This window comes from Oerskovia sp. Root22 (assembly GCF_001429135.1).
GTDB classification, from domain to species: Bacteria; Actinomycetota; Actinomycetes; order Actinomycetales; family Cellulomonadaceae; genus Oerskovia; species Oerskovia enterophila.
The window spans coordinates 57,099-73,796 of record NZ_LMIL01000009.1 but is presented as its reverse complement, the minus strand read 5'-3'; the positions used below and the strand labels follow the sequence as shown (position 1 = coordinate 73,796).

Here is a 16,698-nt window from a genome sequence, read left to right as displayed (position 1 = left end):
CGCGGCAGTCCCACGACCCGTCAGGTCGGCAGGTGCCAGCCGCCCTTGCGGAAGGCCGGGGTGGCCAGACCGAGCACCAGCAGGGACGCCAGCACGGCGCCGAGCATGACCGCGCTCATGGCCACCTCGTCGCCCCCGAGGACGCCCACGAGGGGGCTCACGAGGCCTGCGACACCGGCCTGGAACGCCCCGATGACCGCCGCTGCGGTGCCGGCCCTCTCGCCGTGGCGCGTGAGCGCGAGCGCCGACGCGTTGGCCGGGATGAGCCCCTGGAGCGCGAGCGTGAGCCAGAGCGCCGCGAGGAGACCGATCAGCCCGCCCGCCCCGGTGAGCGCCACGACGAGCAGACCTACGGCGAACACCGACTGCAGGACGAGGGCCGTGCGCAGGATCCGGATGGGCGCGACCCGGCGCACCAGCGAGGCGTTGACCTGGGCGGAGATCACGAGCCCGATCCCGTTCACCGCGAAGAGCGCCGCGAACTGCCCGTGCGTCAGGCCGTAGCCTTCCTGCAGCACGAACGGGGAGCCGACGACGTAGCTCATGAGGACGGCCATGCCGAGCCCGGGCAGCACGGCCAGGGCCAGGAAGTGGCGGTCGCGCAGCAGGGTCCCGTACCCACGGAAGACGCTGCCGATCCCGCCGGTCTGGCGCCGCTCGGTCTCGAGCGTCTCGGGCATGAAGCGCAGCACGATCAGGGCCAGGATCACGCCGAGCACCGCGAGGACCCAGAAGACCCAGCGCCACGTCCCGTGCGAGGCGATCAGCGAGCCGAACGTGGGCGCGAGGAGGGGCGCGAGCCCGATCACGAGCATGAGGCGCGACAGGATGCGGGCCGCGTCCGACCCGGTGAACCGGTCGCGGATCACGGCGATCGAGACGACCTGGGCCGAGGCGTTGAAGAAGCCCTGGAGCACGCGCAGCGTGATGAGCCACCCGATCCCGGGCACGACCGCACACAGGATCGAGGTGACGACGTGCAGCGCGAGTCCGATGATCACGGGCGCACGGCGTCCGTACCGGTCGGAGAGCGGTCCGATCACCAGCTGTCCCACGGCGCCGCCGACGAGCATCCCGGCCAGGGTGAGCTGCGCGAGCGCGGGGCTCGCGTCCAGGTCGGTGGCGACGTCGGGCAGGAGCGGCAGGTACATGTCGACCGTGAAGGCCGGGAGCGTCGCGAGGGCGCCGAGGAGGAGGACCCACTTGACCGTGGAGCGGCCGGACCTGCGGGCCGGGGTGCCGACGGTGCTGCGGACGGCGTCGAGGGGCGGCGCCGTCGGGGCGGAGGCAGGTCCTGCCGGTGGGGTGCTCATGGGAGCCAATCATAACGATTCGATGATTGCCCCGAGCCACCGCCACGAGGCGGTAGCCCTCGCGGCTCCGTGGCTCGGGGCGAGCGCGGCGTCCCGGCCGGACGCCCCAGCGGGTAGTGGACGCCTAGGGTCCCGCGAAGAGCCAGGCCGCACCGAGGGGGGCGAGCGCGAGGAGCGGGACGGTCCAGGTGATCAGGGACGAGACGACCCGTGCACCTCGGTCGGCCGCTTCCCCAGCCCCCTCTCCCGCGACCGGCAGCGGCGAGACGACGGGGTCGTCGAGGGCACCCCGGCGGACCTGGACGACGCTCCAGACCGTGCCCGCGACGAGGACCAGCGCCCCCGCGGTCGCGACCGGCACCGCCGGGAGGACGAGGACCTCGCTGTCCAGCAGGACGGCACAGACCCCGAGCGATCCCGTCAGCAGCGTGAGGACGAGCCAGGAGACCACCGGCCGGTCGAGGATGTGCCGCAGCACCGTCGAGCTGTGTCGCGCGAAGAGCAGGAGCACGACGCCGAGCGCCACGACCATGAGCAGCATCCCGACCGTGAGGCCGACGGTCGCGCCCGCCGCACCCGTGCGCCACGCGTCGACGGCGGCGCCACCTCCCCACCCGAGCACCAGCATCCCGAGGACCTGACTCCCCACGGGCCCCAGGACCGTCACCATGTCCCACCGCCCTGCGGGCTGCACGGGCAGGTCGAGGCTGCGCGCGTAGGCCACCGGGTCCCCGAACACCTCGGACGCCTTCTCGCCGCTCTCGGCGCAGTGGGACTCGACCTCTGCGAGAGCTGCCCCGAGCACGTCCCCGGGCACGTCGAGCAGGCGCAGCTCGATCACGAAGCCCTCGGCCCACTCCTCCTCGACGTGAGGGGCCAGGCTTCGCTCGATCTCGTAGCGCGCGGCTCTGCGCCTCTCGCGCAGGGGGGATGTCTGAGGGGTGCGGGACATCAGGTCTCCTCGGTCTGTGATGGTCGGTCGGCGGGCTCGGTGCGGTCCGGTCCGACGACAAGGCCATGGGTGGTCTGCACGAACGCGTCCCACAGCGCGGCGCGCTGTGCGAGCTCGGCGCGGCCCGCCGGGGTCAGGTCGTAGTACTTGCGACCGGGTCCGCCGTCGCCCGCCCGCCACTCGACGGTCACGAGCCCGCCGGCCTCGAGGCGCCCCAGCAGCGGGTAGAGCGTGCCGCCCTTGATCGCGCCGAGCCCGGCGTCGGCGAGGCGCGCCGCGATCGCGTACCCGTAGGTGGGGCCGCCGGCGAGGATGCGCAGCACGCAGACGTCGAGGACGCCGCGCAGCCACTCGCTGGGCCAGGTGTTCTCGGACATGACTAGATAGTGTCGCGAACTAGTCAGGCTGTCAATCTAGTTGGGCACCATGCCCGACGGCGCCGCGCACCCCGCCTCCGACGCGGCGGCCGGGCGCAGCGTGGGTGGCGCGAGGCATCCTGGGAGACATGTGCGGACGCTATGCCTCCTTCCGGGACGCCCAGGACCTGGCCGACGAGTTCGCGATCGCCGACCTCGCCGACGACGCGCGCCTCCTGCCGCCCTCCTGGAACGTCGCCCCGACCGACCCCGTGCGGATCGTGGTCGAGCGCGCGGCCAGGGACACGGGCGAGGTCCGCCGCTCCCTGCGGGTGGCCCGGTGGGGACTCGTGCCGAGCTGGGCCAAGGACCCGGGCGTCGGAGCCCGGATGATCAACGCCCGCGCGGAGTCGCTGCTGGACAAGCCCGCGTTCGCCAAGCCGTTCGCGGCCCGCCGCTGCCTGGTGCCCGCCGACGGGTACTACGAGTGGCGCCGCATCGAGACTCCCCCGGCTCCGGGATCGACCGCCCGCAAGCCCAAGGTCTCCAAGCAGCCCTTCTTCATCCACCCCGAGGGGTCCGCGGTCGCCGCGTTCGCGGGGCTCTACGAGTTCTGGCGCGACCGCACCAAGGCCGACGACGACCCGGACCGCTGGCTCGTGTCGACGACCGTCGTGACGACCGCCGCCGCGCCGGCGCTCGCGTCGATCCACGACCGCATGCCGCTGACGCTCGCCCCTGACCTGTGGGACGCGTGGCTCGATCCTGCGGTCGGCAAGGACGAGGCGGCCGGTCTGCTCGTCGCCCCCGAGGTACGCATGACGGCGCAGGAGGTCGCACCGCTGGTCAACAGCGTCGCCAACAACGGGCCCGAGCTGGTCCTCGCGGTCTGAGACGCGGTCGCCGTTCCGGCGACGACTGGCGTGCACTACGGCGCGGACCGGTCACCGGTCCGCACCGCCCTGACCGAAGGGCGGTCAGCCCTTGTACGCCCACTGGAGACGCACGGGCTCGATCACCCCGAGGCCATGGACCTCGCGCTCGGGCTGGGCCGTCAGCGCGAACCGCGAGTCCCGCGACAGGAGCGCGGCCGTCTCGCGGTCGATCAGCACGGTCGCCGGCTCGGCGATCTCGGTGAGCCGCGACGCGAGGTTGACCGACGGGCCGAACACGTCACCGAAGCGCGAGAGCACCCTGCCCCAGACGAGGCTGACCCGGACGGGCGGGACCTCGACCCCCTCGCCGGCCCGCTCGGCCTCCTCGGCGAGACCGAGCGCGACCTTGGCACCCGTCGCGACGTCGTCGGCGACGTACAGGACCGCGTCGCCGATGGTCTTGACGACCCGACCGCCCGCGGCGGTGATGACGTCGCGCGCCCGGGTCTCGAAGAGCTGGACGAACTCGGCGAGCTCGCTCGACCCCAGACCCGCCGTCCGCTTGGTGAACGACACGATGTCGGCGAACCCGACGGCCCGCGGGAGCGGCAGCGCCTGGGAGTCCGTGACGTCGCCCGCGCGCGCGTCGGAGAACTCGACCGTGAAGCGCGCGGCGACGGCCGCGAGCTGTCGTCGCCAGGCGTGGCTCAGCTGGGTCTCCAGCACGGGCGCGAGGTCCGGGAGGCGGTCGAGCACGAGCAGCCGGGCGCTCGTGTCGTCGAGGTCGAACCGCTTGGTCATGTGCTCGACGAGCGCCTCGACCTGCCAGAGCACGAGCCGTTCGGTCGTGTGGCCCATCGACCGGATGAGGGTCGTCAGCGACCGGTCGTCGAACTGCTCGCGCTCGGCGACCGAGTAGATCTGCTCGAGGGCGACCGCGTCGTCCTCGGTGAACATCTGCTCCTGCTCCTCGGTGATCGGGAGCCCGAGCGCCTGCCAGTACGAGCGCACCTGCTTCTCCGTGAGCCCGGCCCGCTCCGCGAGCCCCTCGACCGTGAGGGCACGGGGCCCACCCAGGAGGGCCGCGTCGACGTCTGCCTCGACCGTCGCCCGCTCGGGGACACCAGGACCGTCCGCTCGACTCTCCTCGGCTGCCTTCGTCGTCTCGGTGGTCTCTTCGGCTGCCTCAGGGATGTCGTGCGTCACAGACAGATCCTAGTTCAGCGCGGCCGTGCGCCTCGGCCCGCTCACCCGGCGGGAGCACCGACGGGGCCGCCGACAGGCCCCGAGGAGGCCGTCCCGCCGGTCACCGAGGAGGTCCCCGAGCCGGCCGCGGATCCCGAGCCCACGCGCAGGTGGTGCACGTCGCCGCTGTGCAGCGAACGGGCCGTCCCGTCGTCGCCCCGGACGAGCAACGAACCGTCGGGGCCGAACCCGTAGGCCTCGCCCGTGACCTGTCCCCCGCCCGTGAGGTCGATGCGCACGTGCGCACCCAGCGTCCCGCTGACCTCGACGCACTCCGCGACGAGGCCCGCGGCCTCGGCGTCCCCGCCCGCGTCCTGCCACCGACCGAGCGTCAGCGCGAACGACTCCTCGAGCGCGGTGAGCAGGACCTCGCGGTCGGTCGTGGCCGCCCCCGCCAGGGCGAGCGACGTGGCCGAGGCGACCGGGAGCTCGCCCTCGCCCTGCAGGACGTTGAGCCCGACGCCCACGATCGCTCCGCCGTCGGGCAGGAGCTCGCACAGGATGCCCGCGACCTTGCGGTACGTCCCCCACCCCTCGATCTCCTCCGCCTCCTCGCCACCGGCAGCGGCGCCCGGCCCCGGGACGAGCACGTCGTTGGGCCACTTGACCACGGCCTCGACGCCCGCGGTCGCGCGCAGGCACCGGACCGTCGCGAGGCCCGCGAGCAGCGGCAGCCAGCTCAGGCTCTCGCGCGGCACGTCGGGCCGGACCAGGAGCGAGCCCGTCAGCGCGGTCCGCGCGGGCGTCTCCCAGGTGCGCCCCGCACGTCCCCGCCCACCGACCTGGTGCTCGGCCACGAGCAGCGCGGGCGCAGGCCAGGCCCGCGGGTCCGCAGCCACGGCCGCGGCCAGCTCGGTGTTGGTCGAGACGGACTCCTCGACGACCTCGAGGCGCTCGAGCGGGCCGTGCGGGACCACGAGCAGGTCCCGCAGGAAGTCGGGGCGCAGCGCGGGGCGGTCGGCAGTCGTCATGCCCCCATCATGCACGGACGCGCCCGGGGGACGGCAGCACCACCCGCACGACGAACCGGCATCCCGCACGACGACGGGCACCGCCTCGCAACGGTTTGTGGGAACCCTCCAACGCCGACGCGGACGCCGGTGCGATCCCCCGCACCCGCTTGGTCCCACCCACCAACTAGGCTCGTCTGCGTGAACGAACCTGTCGCCGGCACCACCCCGGCCCCCACCGGTCAGCTCATCGGCACCGCAGCGAAGCTCGCCGACCTCGACCGTCGGCGCGCCGAGGCGTCCGTCGCGCCCGAGGAGACGGCTCGCGCCAAGCAGCACGCCCGGAACAAGAAGACGGCCCGCGAGCGCATCGAGGCCCTGCTCGACGAGGGCAGCTTCGTCGAGCTCGACGCGTTCGCCAAGCACCGCTCGACCAACTTCGGGCTCGAGAAGAAGCGGCTCGCGGGCGACGGCGTGGTCGTGGGGCACGGGACGGTCGACGGCCGTCAGGTGTGCATCTACTCCCAGGACTTCACGGTCTTCGGCGGGAGCCTCGGCGAGGTGCACGGCCAGAAGATCACCAAGGTCCAGGACCTGGCGCTACGCACGGGCGTACCGCTCATCGGGATCTCCGACGGCGGCGGCGCACGCATCCAGGAGGGCGTCGCGGCCCTGACGCAGTTCGCGGAGATCTTCCGCCGCAACGTCGCGGCCTCGGGCGTCATCCCGCAGATCTCGCTCATCCTCGGCCCGAGCGCGGGCGGGGCCGTGTACTCCCCGGCCCTGACCGACTTCATCGTCATGGCCGACCAGACGTCGAACATGTTCATCACGGGCCCCGACGTGATCCGTGCGGTCACGGGCGAGGACGTGGGCTTCGAGGAGCTCGGCGGGGCGCGCACCCACAACGAGCGCTCGGGCGTCGCGCACTACATGGGCACCGACGAGGACGACGCGATCGACTACGTGCGCCACCTCATCGGCTACCTGCCGCAGAACAACCTCTCGGACGCCCCCGGCTTCCCGCCCGAGGACACCGAGCTCGAGGTCACGGACGAGGACCTCGAGCTCGACACCCTGGTGCCCGACTCGGACTCGCAGCCGTACGACATGCGCACCGTGATCGAGCACGTCCTGGACGGCGGCGACTTCCTCGAGGTCCAGCCGCTGTTCGCGAAGAACGTGCTGATCGGGTTCGGGCACGTCGAGGGCCAGTCGGTCGGCGTCGTGGCCAACCAGCCCCTCGCGATGGCCGGGACGCTCGACATCGACGCGGCCGAGAAGGCCGCGCGGTTCGTGCGCACGTGCGACGCGTTCAACATCCCCGTCCTGACCCTCGTGGACGTCCCGGGCTTCCTGCCGGGCGTCGACCAGGAGCACCAGGGAATCATCCGTCGCGGCGCCAAGCTCATCTACGCGTACGCCGAGGCCACGGTCCCGCTCGTCACGCTCATCACGCGCAAGGCGTACGGTGGCGCGTACATCGTCATGAGCTCCAAGCAGCTCGGCGCGGACGTCAATCTCGCGTGGCCCACGGCCCAGATCGCCGTCATGGGCGCGGGCGGCGCGGTCAACATCCTCCAGCGCGGCACCCTCAAGGCCGCGGCGGACGCGGGGCTGGACGTCGACGCCGAGCGGGCCCGCCTGGTCGGGGAGTACGAGGAGGCCATCGTGAACCCCTGGGACGCGGCCGAGCGCGGCTACGTCGACGCGGTGATCCGTCCGTCGGAGACCCGCGTGCAGGTCGTGCGCGCGCTGCGCGCGCTGCGCACCAAGCGTGCGAGCCTGCCCCCCAAGAAGCACGGGAACATCCCGCTGTGACCTCAGCACCGCACGACGACGCGAACCACGAGACGAACCGCGAGGACGACATGCCCGACGAGCACACGAGCGACAGCCACGAGGGCCACGAGGGCCACGACCACCCGGACAACGGTCATGACAGCGTGTCGCACGGCGCCGAGCCGCTCGGCCCGGTCGACGAGGCACCGCTGCACGCCGCGGTCGACGCCCTGGCGGCGGCGCTGCACGACTACATCGGCACCGCGGTCGGCGTGCGCTCCGAGTTCGGCGCGTCCGAGGCCGACGAGGACCCGCGCGTCCTGGCCCTCGAGGCGCGCATCAGCACGCTCAACGCCCAGGTCTACGACGCGCTGCACGGTTCGCTCGGCATGCACCCGGACCTCACGTCGCTCGTGTGGGCCTCGGACGAGGAGCTCGGCGCGGGCGCCGACGCGGACGCGCCCCCGGCCCCGGAGGTCGCCGAGCCCTTCTACCTGGGCTTCGTCGTGGGGCCGGGCTCGACGCCCGACTCCTCGCTCGACTCGGTCATCGACTTCCTCGACAACGCGGGCGAGCAGGTCGTCGCGGCCCTCGCCGAGGCCGGCTTCGACATCCCCGAGTGGGCCGCGTCGCGCGGCGAGGCCGCCGACTTCGAGGGGTACGGGGACGCGGCGGACGACCCGACGGACGGCAACCTGTGAGCGGGACCCCCGAGGCGTCGTCGGGACGCTCGCTGCGCGTGGTGCGCGGCGCTCCCGACGACCTCGAGGTCGCGGCGCTCGTCGCCGGCCTCGCCGCAGCCGCGGCGGCCGCGCACGTGCCCGACGACGAGGCGCCACTGTCCGAGTGGACCAACCGTGCGCGCGGTCTGCGCGGGACCGGGGCGGGCGCGACGGCCAAGAGCTTCGGCGGCCGCTCGGGTCGGCACAACGCCGACTCCTGGCGGTGGAGCCTGCAGTCATGAGCCAGTCCACGACCGTCCTGGTCGAGCTCGCGGACGGCCCCGGGGCCGTCGAACGCCCACTCACGGCCGACGGCAGCGGGCCCGCCCTGCCCCCGCTCCCGGCCCGCACCGGCTGGCGCCGGTGGGCGTGGATCGTCCCGACCGTCCCGACGGTCGCGCTCGTCGCCTACCAGCAGCTCGCCCCGTCGCAGGGCTGGCCCCTGCCGGCCGCCGTGCTGGGCGTCCTGACCGTCCTGCTCCTGCTCGTGGCGGTCCTCGCGCTCGCGCGCTACCTCGACGACCGCGACGCGCAGCGCGAGACCCGCGCACGCGACGCCCTGCTGACGGCGGCCGAGCGCACCACGGGCTCGGTGCTCGTCGACGTCACGACCGGGGTTCCCTCCGGATCCGCACGCGAGCTGCCCGACGGCGCCGCGCACGTGAGCGGTCGGCTCACCTTCTCGGTCGACCACGTCCCCGTCCGGGCACCGTTCACGGTGCCCGTCCCCGCCGGGACGGACGGCCCCCGCTCGGGCGACCCCGTCGCGGTCTGGTACCCCCGGGGCACGGAAGGACGCCCACGCGTCGTCCTCGTGCGCTACCAGCGCGCCTGGGCCGACGACCTGCTCGCGGCGATGCACCCGGAGCGGACCGGCGTCGACGATCCGGACGACACGGGTACCACGCAGTAACCTCTACCGGGTGACCTCACCCACCTCGCCGGCCGAGCCCGGCACCCCCACCGCCCGGACCCCCCGCACGCCCTCGGCGATCGACGCGATCGCCGACGCGTACGTGCTGACGGTCGCCGACCTGAACCCGCTCGCCGCCACGGCCATGGGCCTCACGGGCTACGACCACCGCATGACCGACCTGTCGCCCGCCGGGTACGAGGCCCTCGCGGCCGCGGACCGGGCCGTACTGGCCGAGCTCGCGGACGCCGAGCCCGTCGACGACGTCGACCGCGTCACGCTCGCCGCGATGCGCGAGCGCATCGGTCTCTCGCTCGAGCTCCACGAGGCCGGCGAGGACCTCTCGCTGCTCAACAACATCGCGTCCCCGCTGCAGGAGCTGCGCGACATCTTCGACATGATGCCCACGGGCACGGTCGTGGCCTGGGAGAACGTCGCGGCCCGGCTCGCCGCCCTCCCGGGCGCCATGGACGGGTACATCGCCTCGCTCAGGGCCGGCGCCGCGCGCGGCAACGTCGCGGCGATCCGCCAGGTCCGCGAGGGCGTCAAGCAGGCCCGCGAGCTCGCGGACCCCGAGACGTCGTTCTTCGTCACGTTCGTCCGTGGCGACGAGGCCGCAGCGGTCCTCGACGAGTCCGCCGCGTGCTCCCTGGTGCGCAAGGAGCTCGAGATCGGCGCCGCCGACGCCGTGGCCGCCTACGGCAGGCTCGCCGCCTTCCTCGAGGACGAGCTCGCGCCCCAGGCCCCCACGGCCGACGGTGTGGGGCGCGAGCGCTATGCCCTCGCGTCGCGCAACTTCCTCGGCGCCGAGGTCGACCTCGAGGAGACCTACCGGTGGGGTCTCGAGGAGCTCGCGCGCGTCATCGCCGAGCAGGAGGCCGTCGCCGCCCAGATCGCCGGGCCCGGCGCCACGGTCGAGGAGGCCGTCGCGATCCTCGACGCGGACCCGAGCCGCAAGCTCGACGGCACCGACGCGCTGCGCGCGTGGATGCAGGAGACGTCCGACGCCGCGATCCAGGCGCTCGACGGCGTGCACTTCGACATCCCCACCCCGGTCCTGGACCTCGAGTGCATGATCGCCCCGACCCAGACCGGCGGGATCTACTACACGCCCCCGAGCGACGACTTCTCGCGCCCCGGGCGCATGTGGTGGTCCGCGCCCCCGGGCGTCACCGAGTTCAACACGTGGCGCGAGAAGACGACCGTCTACCACGAGGGCGTCCCGGGCCACCACCTGCAGTGCGGCCAGGCCGTCGCGGCGCGCGACACGCTCAACTCCTGGCGCCGCCTCGCGTGCTGGGTCTCGGGCCACGGCGAGGGCTGGGCCCTGTACGCCGAGCGTCTCATGGCCGACCTGGGCTACCTCGACGACCCGGGCGACCGGCTCGGGATGCTCGACGGCCAGCGCATGCGCGCCGCGCGCGTCGTGCTCGACATCGGCGTGCACCTGGGGCTCGACGCCCCCGAGGAGTGGCGCGGCGACTCCGAGGACCCGCGCTGGGACGCGGACAAGGCCTGGGAGTTCCTCAAGGCCAACGTCAACATGGACGAGTCGTTCGTGCGCTTCGAGCTCAACCGCTACCTCGGGTGGCCGGGGCAGGCCCCGTCCTACAAGGTCGGCCAGCGCCTGTGGGAGCAGACGCGCGACGCGGCCCGTGCGGCGGCGGAGGCCCGCGGCGAGGAGTTCGACGTCAAGGCGTTCCACGAGCGCGCGCTGAACCTCGGCTCGGTCGGCCTCGACGTGCTGCGTGGGGCCCTGCGGTGAACGAGCCCACCAGCCCCCCTGCACCCCGCCTGCTCCTGGCCTCGCAGTCCCCGGCCAGGCTCGCGACCCTGCGCTCGGCGGGCGTCACGCCCGAGGTCCGGGTCTCGGGGCTCGACGAGGACGCGGTCCTCGACGCCGCGACCGCACGGTTCGGTGCGCTCGACCCCGCCGACGCGGTGCTCGTCCTCGCCCAGGCGAAGGCCGAGGAGGTCGCCCAGGTGATCACGCGCGAGGTGCGCGAGCGGGACGAGGCGAGCGACGCCGTCGGGCCCGAGGAGAGCGCACCGATCGTGGTCGGCTGCGACTCGATGCTCGAGCTCGCGGGCGAGGTGTACGGCAAGCCGAAGGACGCCGACGAGGCGACCGCCCGGTGGCGCGCGATGCGCGGCCGGTCCGGCGTGCTGCACACCGGGCACTGGCTCGTCGACCTGCGCGACCCGCAGGACGGCGGCAGCGGGGCGACGCTGGGCGCGACCAGCTCGACCACGATCCACTTCGCCGACGTGACCGACGCCGAGATCGCCGCCTACGTCGCGACGGGCGAGCCCCTCGCGGTCGCCGGCGCGTTCACGGTCGACGGGCTGGGCGGGGCGTTCGTCGAGAGCATCGAGGGCGACCACCACGGCGTGGTCGGCATCAGCCTGCCGCTCGTGCGCGAGCTGCTCGGCGAGATCGACGTGGCCTGGACCGACCTCTGGGCGTGAGCCCCTGACGGCCCGCCCGCTCCCCCGCGCCACGCCCTCGGGCGCGGCGCGGCGGAGCGGGCGGGCCGTCGCTTGTCGAGGCCGCACAACCCAGGCCGACCCCGGGGCGGTTCGTCCCGCCGACCATGGAGGGTTCCTACAAACGACCCCGGTGCGCCTTGGCCTGATCTCCAATCTTGTCCGGTACCGGTGGTCGGAGCGTGAACCGAGGGCGCCCGACGCGTTACCGTGAGCCGTGCCCGTGAACTCAACGAACCCCGCGACCAGCCTGCCCAGACGACTGTCGAAGGTTCTCATCGCCAACCGCGGGGAGATCGCGGTCCGTATCGCCCGCGCCTGCGCCGACGCCTCGATCGCGTCGGTCGCCGTCTACGCGGACTCCGACCGCGAGGCCCTGCACGTCCGCCTCGCCGACGAGGCGTACGCGCTCGACGGCGCACGCGCCGCCGACACCTACCTCGACGTCGCCAAGCTGCTCGACGTCGCACGCCGCGCGGGCGCCGACGCTGTGCACCCGGGCTACGGCTTCCTCGCCGAGAACGCCGGGTTCGCCCAGGCCGTGATCGACGCGGGCCTCGTCTGGATCGGCCCGCCCCCCGCCGCGATCGACGCGCTCGGCGACAAGGTGAGCGCCCGGCACATCGCGCACCGCGCCGGCGCTCCCCTGGTCCCGGGCACCCCGGACCCCGTCGCCGACGCGACCGAGGTCCACGCGTTCGCCGCCGAGCACGGCCTGCCCATCGCGATCAAGGCGGCCTTCGGCGGCGGCGGGCGCGGGCTCAAGGTCGCCCGCACGGTCGACGAGATCGACGAGCTGTTCGACTCCGCGGTCCGCGAGGCCACGGCCGCGTTCGGTCGCGGCGAGTGCTTCGTCGAGCGCTACCTGGACACCCCGCGCCACGTCGAGACCCAGTGCCTGGCCGACGAGCACGGCACGGTCGTGGTCGTCTCGACGCGCGACTGCTCGCTCCAGCGCCGCCACCAGAAGCTCGTCGAGGAGGCCCCCGCACCGTTCCTGACCGACGAGCAGCAGGCCGAGCTCTACAAGGCGTCCGAGGCGATCCTGCGCGAGGCCGGGTACGTCGGCGCCGGGACCTGCGAGTTCCTCGTGGGTGCCGACGGCACCATCTCGTTCCTCGAGGTCAACACGCGCCTGCAGGTCGAGCACCCGGTCTCCGAGGAGGTCACGGGCATCGACCTGGTGCGCGAGCAGCTGCGCATCGCGGCGGGCGAGCCGCTCGGCTACACCCAGGTCACCACCCGGGGGCACTCGCTCGAGTTCCGCATCAACGGCGAGGACCCGGCCGCGAACTTCCTGCCGGCCCCCGGCCGCATCACGCGACTGCACTTCCCCAGCGGCCCGGGCGTACGCGTCGACAGCGGCGTCAGCGAGGGCGACGTCATCTCCGGCGCGTTCGACTCGATGATCGCCAAGGTCATCGTGACCGGTGCGACGCGCCTCGAGGCCGTCCAGCGGGCGCGGCGCGCGCTGCGCGAGATGGTCGTCGAGGGCATCCCGACGGTCGTCCCGTTCCACCGCGCGGTGCTCGACTCCGAGGACTTCGTCCCGACCGACGGCTCGGCGTTCCGCGTGCACACGCGCTGGATCGAGACCACGTTCGCCGACGAGCTGACCAAGCTCGCGCCGGCCACGCCCGCCCAGTCGCCCACCGAGGAGGACGAGGCCCCCGCGACCGAGCGCGTGGTCGTCGAGGTCGGCGGCAAGCGCCTCGAGGTCGTGCTCCCCGCGGGCCTCGGCATGGCGGCGGGCCGCGCCCGCTCGGCCAACGCGGCTCGCCGCCCCGCCCGTCGTTCGACCGCCAAGGCGGGCTCGAGCAACGGCACCACGCTGGCCTCGCCCATGCAGGGCACGATCGTCAAGGTCGCCGTGGCCGAGGGTGCCGTCGTCGCCGAGGGCGACCTCATCGTGGTCCTCGAGGCCATGAAGATGGAGCAGCCTCTGGTCGCGCACCGTGCGGGGCGCGTCACGGGCCTGACGGCGGGTGTCGGCGCGAGCGTCAGCTCGGGCACCTCGATCTGCGAGATCACGGACGTGACCGAGGCGTCTGCCTGAGGTTCTTCCAGCGAGACGCCGACGGGGTCCGGCCGGCACGCTCGGTGGAGCGTGCCGGCCGGACCCCGTCGGCGTCTCCGGCGTCTGACGGTCAGACCGTGGTCGAGGTGTGCGCGTCCGCCGCACGCATGGCCCGGCGCCCCGAGGGAACCAGGGTCGCGACCGCGATCACGACGAACATGAGCGCGCCCGACACGATCAGGAGCGACTCGACCGAGTACCGGTCCGCGAGCGGGCCGAAGATCAGCATGCCGAGCGGCATCGCGAGCGCCATCACGATGCCGACGAACCCGAAGACACGCCCCTGCCGGTCGGGTTCGACCGTCTCCTGCAGGACCGTCATCGAGGTCGTGGCGAAAGCGGGCACGGCGACGCCGAGGAGGAACATGAACGTGAAGAAGACCCACATGTTCGTCGACAGGCCCAGGCCGACCGAGAGCACCCCGAACACGAACGTCGCGCCGACGATCATCGCGACCCGGTTCTTGAGCCCGCCCCAGGTGGCGAGCAGCACGCCGCCGACGATCGCGCCGAACGAGAACGCGAGCTCGTTGGCCGTGAGCTTCCAGACCTCCTCGCCGAACGTCCGCACGACCATGAGCGGCGTGAGGTAGGACGGGGCCACGATCAGCAGGAACACGATCGCGTAGAGGCCCAGGACCCAGCGCACGAAGGTGTGGCCACGCAGGTAGCGCAGGCCGCCCACGAGGTCGTCGAAGTACCCGACCTTCTCGCCCGCCGCCAGGTCGGCGCGCAGCACCTTGGTCACCGGGATCAGCGCCAGGAGGCCGATCCCGATCACGGCCGTGACGACGTCGACGAAGAAGATCGCGACGATCGAGGCGCTCGCGTAGACGCCCGCCGCGACCGCGGGGGCGAGCAGCGTCATGGCCGACTGGATCGACCCGTTGATGCCGTTGACCCGCATGAGCTTGCTCACCGGGACGAGCTGCGGGAGGAGCGAGGACACCGCGGGCATCTGGATCCCGGCACCTACCGAGCGGATCGCGAGCGCGGCGTAGATGAACCACAGGTCGTCGCTGCCCGAGAGCATGAGCAGCGCGAGCGCGAGGGTCGTGACCGCGATCGAGGCGTCGGCCGCGATGATCAGGAACTTGCGGTTGAGCCGGTCCGCCCAGACCCCGCCGAAGATCGACACGACCGCCTGGGGCAGGAACCCGAAGACGGTCGCGAGCGCCAGGACCGACCCGGACTTGGTCTCGAGCGTCAGGTGCCACATGATCGCGTACTGCACGAGCATCGACCCGAACAGCGAGACGGTCTGCCCGCCCAGGAAGATCGTGGCGTCGCGACGCCAGCGCGGCTTGTCGGCCTCGTCGTCGGTCGGGGGCGCCCCGGACGGGCTGGCGGGGTCAGCCTGGTCTGCGGGCTCGGGCTGGCCCGCGGGACCGTAGGGAGCAGTCGCAGGATCGGCGGGCTCAGAAGGGTGGGAGGGACTGGCGTCGGCGCCTGTCGAGGCATCCTCTGCGGTCGGGTCGGACACGATGTTCGGCTCGGGATGACTCACCCGTCCATGGTGCGGGGCGCAGGACCGTGCGTCCACCGAATTCGGGCCTGTCGTCCCGTCCCCAGACGAGTCGCCCGGGCCGGGGCACCCCGGGAGGGCGCACGGCCGTCTCCCCGCCCGGTTCCCGCTCGCGGCACCGACGTGGTGGCAGGGTGGGCCCGTGACGTCCGAACCGCCCGCACCGCTCCCCGTCGGGAGCCCCCGCGCCGCCCCTGCCCGGACCGTCGACCTGCTCACGGGACCGGTGCCGTCCCCCGGTCTGGTGCGCGCATCGTCGGTCTCGGCCGTGGTCGCGGGCCTGGTCGCGGTCATGGTCTCGTTCGCCGGACCGTCGCTCATCATCCTGCAGGCCGCGCACGACGGCGGGCTCACGACGGCCCAGACGACCTCCTGGCTGTGGGCCGTCTCGATCGGCAGCGGACTGACGGGCGTGGTCCTGAGCCTGCTGACGCGTCAGCCCGTCATCACGGCGTGGTCGACGCCCGGCGCCGCCCTGCTGCTCGGCACGCTGGGCGACTTCGCGTTCTCCGACGTCGTGGGCGCCTACCTCGTCGCAGCCGTGGCAGCGCTCGCGCTCGGCGCGAGCGGGGTGTTCGGACGGCTCCTGGCGGCCGTCCCGCCCCAGATCCTCTCGGCGCTGCTCGCGGGGGTCCTGCTCCCGTTCGTCCTGGGGGCGGTCGTGAGCGCGGTCGGCTCGCCCGCGATCGGGGCGAGCGTCGCGGTCGCGTTCGTCGTGGTGCGTCGCCTCGCGCCGCGCTACGCCGTCCTGGCGGCGCTGCTCGCCGGGGTCGTGGCGGCGCTCGTCGCGGGCGACGTCTCGCGCCCGACGACCGCGCTCGCCCTGGCCGTCCCCGAGTGGACCACCCCGACGCTCGACCTGGGCGCGGTCGTCGGGATCTCCGTCCCTCTCCTGCTCGTGACGCTGAGCGCCCAGAACGGCCCAGGCCTGGAGATGCTGCGCGCGAGCGGATACCGCCCGAACAGCCGGCTGCTGGTGGGCGGGACCGCGGCGGCCTGGGCCTTCCTCGCACCGTTCGGCGCGCACGGCATCAACCTGGCCGCGATCACCGCGGGCATCTGCACGGGCCCGGAGGCCCACGAGGACCGCACGCGCCGCTACGTCGCGGGGGTCGCGTGCGGCGTGGGGTACCTGGTCGTGGGGACGTTCGCGGGGAGCCTGGTGGGCCTGTTCCACGCCGTGCCGACGGCCCTGGTCACGACCGTCGCGGGCGTCGCGCTCGTCGGCGCGCTCACGGGTGCCCTCGCGGGGACCTTCGCCCCCGCGGCCTCGACGCCCGGCGCGAGCCCTTCTCCTGCGGCACTCGAGGCGGCCGTGCTGACGCTCGTCGTCACGACCTCGGGGATCGTGGTCGCCCACGTCGGGTCGGCGTTCTGGGGAGTCGTCGTCGGGCTCGTCACCTACGGGGTCCTCACGGTCGGCAGGCGTCGCCGCGCGGCGTGAGGGCCGCGCGGGCGCGGTGCGCGCCCGGGCCGCGTGGCGCCGTCGGACCGGTCCTTC

At 73.6% G+C, this 16,698-nt stretch carries 15 protein-coding genes; 9 read left to right on the top strand and 6 right to left on the bottom strand.

All coding sequences use genetic code 11. The features are described 5' to 3' along the window. Positions 1-20: 20 nt before the first annotated feature. From ASE15_RS10795 to ASE15_RS10785, 3 genes are all read right to left on the bottom strand, one after another. A complete protein-coding gene (locus ASE15_RS10795) occupies positions 21-1,313 on the bottom strand; it encodes a multidrug effflux MFS transporter (protein ID WP_082618385.1) in 1,293 nt (430 codons plus the stop codon). Positions 1,314-1,437: 124 nt separating this feature from the next. Further along, positions 1,438-2,265 (bottom strand): hypothetical protein, encoded by an 828-nt coding sequence (locus tag ASE15_RS10790; protein WP_056763324.1) that lies wholly within the window; start codon positions 2,263-2,265, stop codon positions 1,438-1,440. Continuing rightward, positions 2,265-2,642, bottom strand: coding sequence for a PadR family transcriptional regulator (locus ASE15_RS10785; protein ID WP_056763322.1), 378 nt, complete (start codon positions 2,640-2,642; stop codon positions 2,265-2,267). The genes ASE15_RS10790 and ASE15_RS10785 overlap by 1 nt, the downstream gene beginning before the upstream one ends. Before the next feature lie 128 nt (positions 2,643-2,770). Here ASE15_RS10785 and ASE15_RS10780 point away from each other — a divergent pair, with 128 nt between their 5' ends. Further along, positions 2,771-3,514, top strand: a complete 744-nt coding sequence (locus ASE15_RS10780) for an SOS response-associated peptidase (RefSeq protein ID WP_056763320.1) — start codon at positions 2,771-2,773, stop codon at positions 3,512-3,514. An 84-nt stretch (positions 3,515-3,598) separates the two neighbouring features. Here ASE15_RS10780 and ASE15_RS10775 read toward each other — a convergent pair whose 3' ends face one another. Both ASE15_RS10775 and ASE15_RS10770 read right to left on the bottom strand, forming a co-directional pair. Continuing rightward, positions 3,599-4,702: an adenylate/guanylate cyclase domain-containing protein gene (locus ASE15_RS10775; RefSeq protein WP_056763318.1), complete on the bottom strand. Its 1,104-nt coding sequence runs from the start codon at positions 4,700-4,702 to the stop codon at positions 3,599-3,601. A 41-nt stretch (positions 4,703-4,743) separates the two neighbouring features. Next, positions 4,744-5,712, bottom strand: coding sequence for a biotin--[acetyl-CoA-carboxylase] ligase (locus ASE15_RS10770; protein WP_082618384.1), 969 nt, complete (start codon positions 5,710-5,712; stop codon positions 4,744-4,746). Between the two features lie 180 nt (positions 5,713-5,892). Here ASE15_RS10770 and ASE15_RS10765 point away from each other — a divergent pair, with 180 nt between their 5' ends. From ASE15_RS10765 to ASE15_RS10735, 7 genes are all read left to right on the top strand, one after another. Further along, positions 5,893-7,512, top strand: coding sequence for an acyl-CoA carboxylase subunit beta (locus ASE15_RS10765; RefSeq protein WP_056763316.1), 1,620 nt, complete (start codon positions 5,893-5,895; stop codon positions 7,510-7,512). Next, positions 7,509-8,174, top strand: a complete 666-nt coding sequence (locus ASE15_RS10760) for a hypothetical protein (protein ID WP_235534363.1) — start codon at positions 7,509-7,511, stop codon at positions 8,172-8,174. The genes ASE15_RS10765 and ASE15_RS10760 overlap by 4 nt, the downstream gene beginning before the upstream one ends. After that, positions 8,171-8,437: an acyl-CoA carboxylase epsilon subunit gene (locus tag ASE15_RS10755; RefSeq protein WP_056650394.1), complete on the top strand. Its 267-nt coding sequence runs from the start codon at positions 8,171-8,173 to the stop codon at positions 8,435-8,437. Before ASE15_RS10760 ends, ASE15_RS10755 begins: the two co-directional genes overlap by 4 nt. Further along, positions 8,434-9,108 (top strand): hypothetical protein, encoded by a 675-nt coding sequence (locus ASE15_RS10750; protein WP_056763314.1) that lies wholly within the window; start codon positions 8,434-8,436, stop codon positions 9,106-9,108. The genes ASE15_RS10755 and ASE15_RS10750 overlap by 4 nt, the downstream gene beginning before the upstream one ends. A 10-nt stretch (positions 9,109-9,118) precedes the next feature. After that, positions 9,119-10,873, top strand: coding sequence for a DUF885 domain-containing protein (locus tag ASE15_RS10745; protein WP_157277204.1), 1,755 nt, complete (start codon positions 9,119-9,121; stop codon positions 10,871-10,873). Continuing rightward, positions 10,870-11,577, top strand: a complete 708-nt coding sequence (locus tag ASE15_RS10740; RefSeq protein WP_056650388.1) for a nucleoside triphosphate pyrophosphatase — start codon at positions 10,870-10,872, stop codon at positions 11,575-11,577. The genes ASE15_RS10745 and ASE15_RS10740 overlap by 4 nt, the downstream gene beginning before the upstream one ends. Positions 11,578-11,818: 241 nt before the next feature. Beyond that, positions 11,819-13,651 carry a biotin carboxylase N-terminal domain-containing protein gene (locus tag ASE15_RS10735; protein WP_369800588.1) on the top strand — a complete coding sequence of 611 codons (1,833 nt, stop codon included), beginning with the start codon at positions 11,819-11,821 and terminating at the stop codon, positions 13,649-13,651. Positions 13,652-13,742: 91 nt separating this feature from the next. Here ASE15_RS10735 and ASE15_RS10730 read toward each other — a convergent pair whose 3' ends face one another. Next, on the bottom strand, positions 13,743-15,179 hold the full coding sequence (locus ASE15_RS10730) for an MFS transporter (RefSeq protein ID WP_369800587.1): 1,437 nt from the start codon (positions 15,177-15,179) through the stop codon (positions 13,743-13,745). Between the two features lie 160 nt (positions 15,180-15,339). On the opposite strand from ASE15_RS10730, the gene ASE15_RS10725 reads away from it, so the two are divergent. Further along, on the top strand, positions 15,340-16,641 hold the full coding sequence (locus tag ASE15_RS10725; protein ID WP_235534361.1) for a benzoate/H(+) symporter BenE family transporter: 1,302 nt from the start codon (positions 15,340-15,342) through the stop codon (positions 16,639-16,641). The last annotated feature ends 57 nt before the right edge of the window (positions 16,642-16,698 follow it).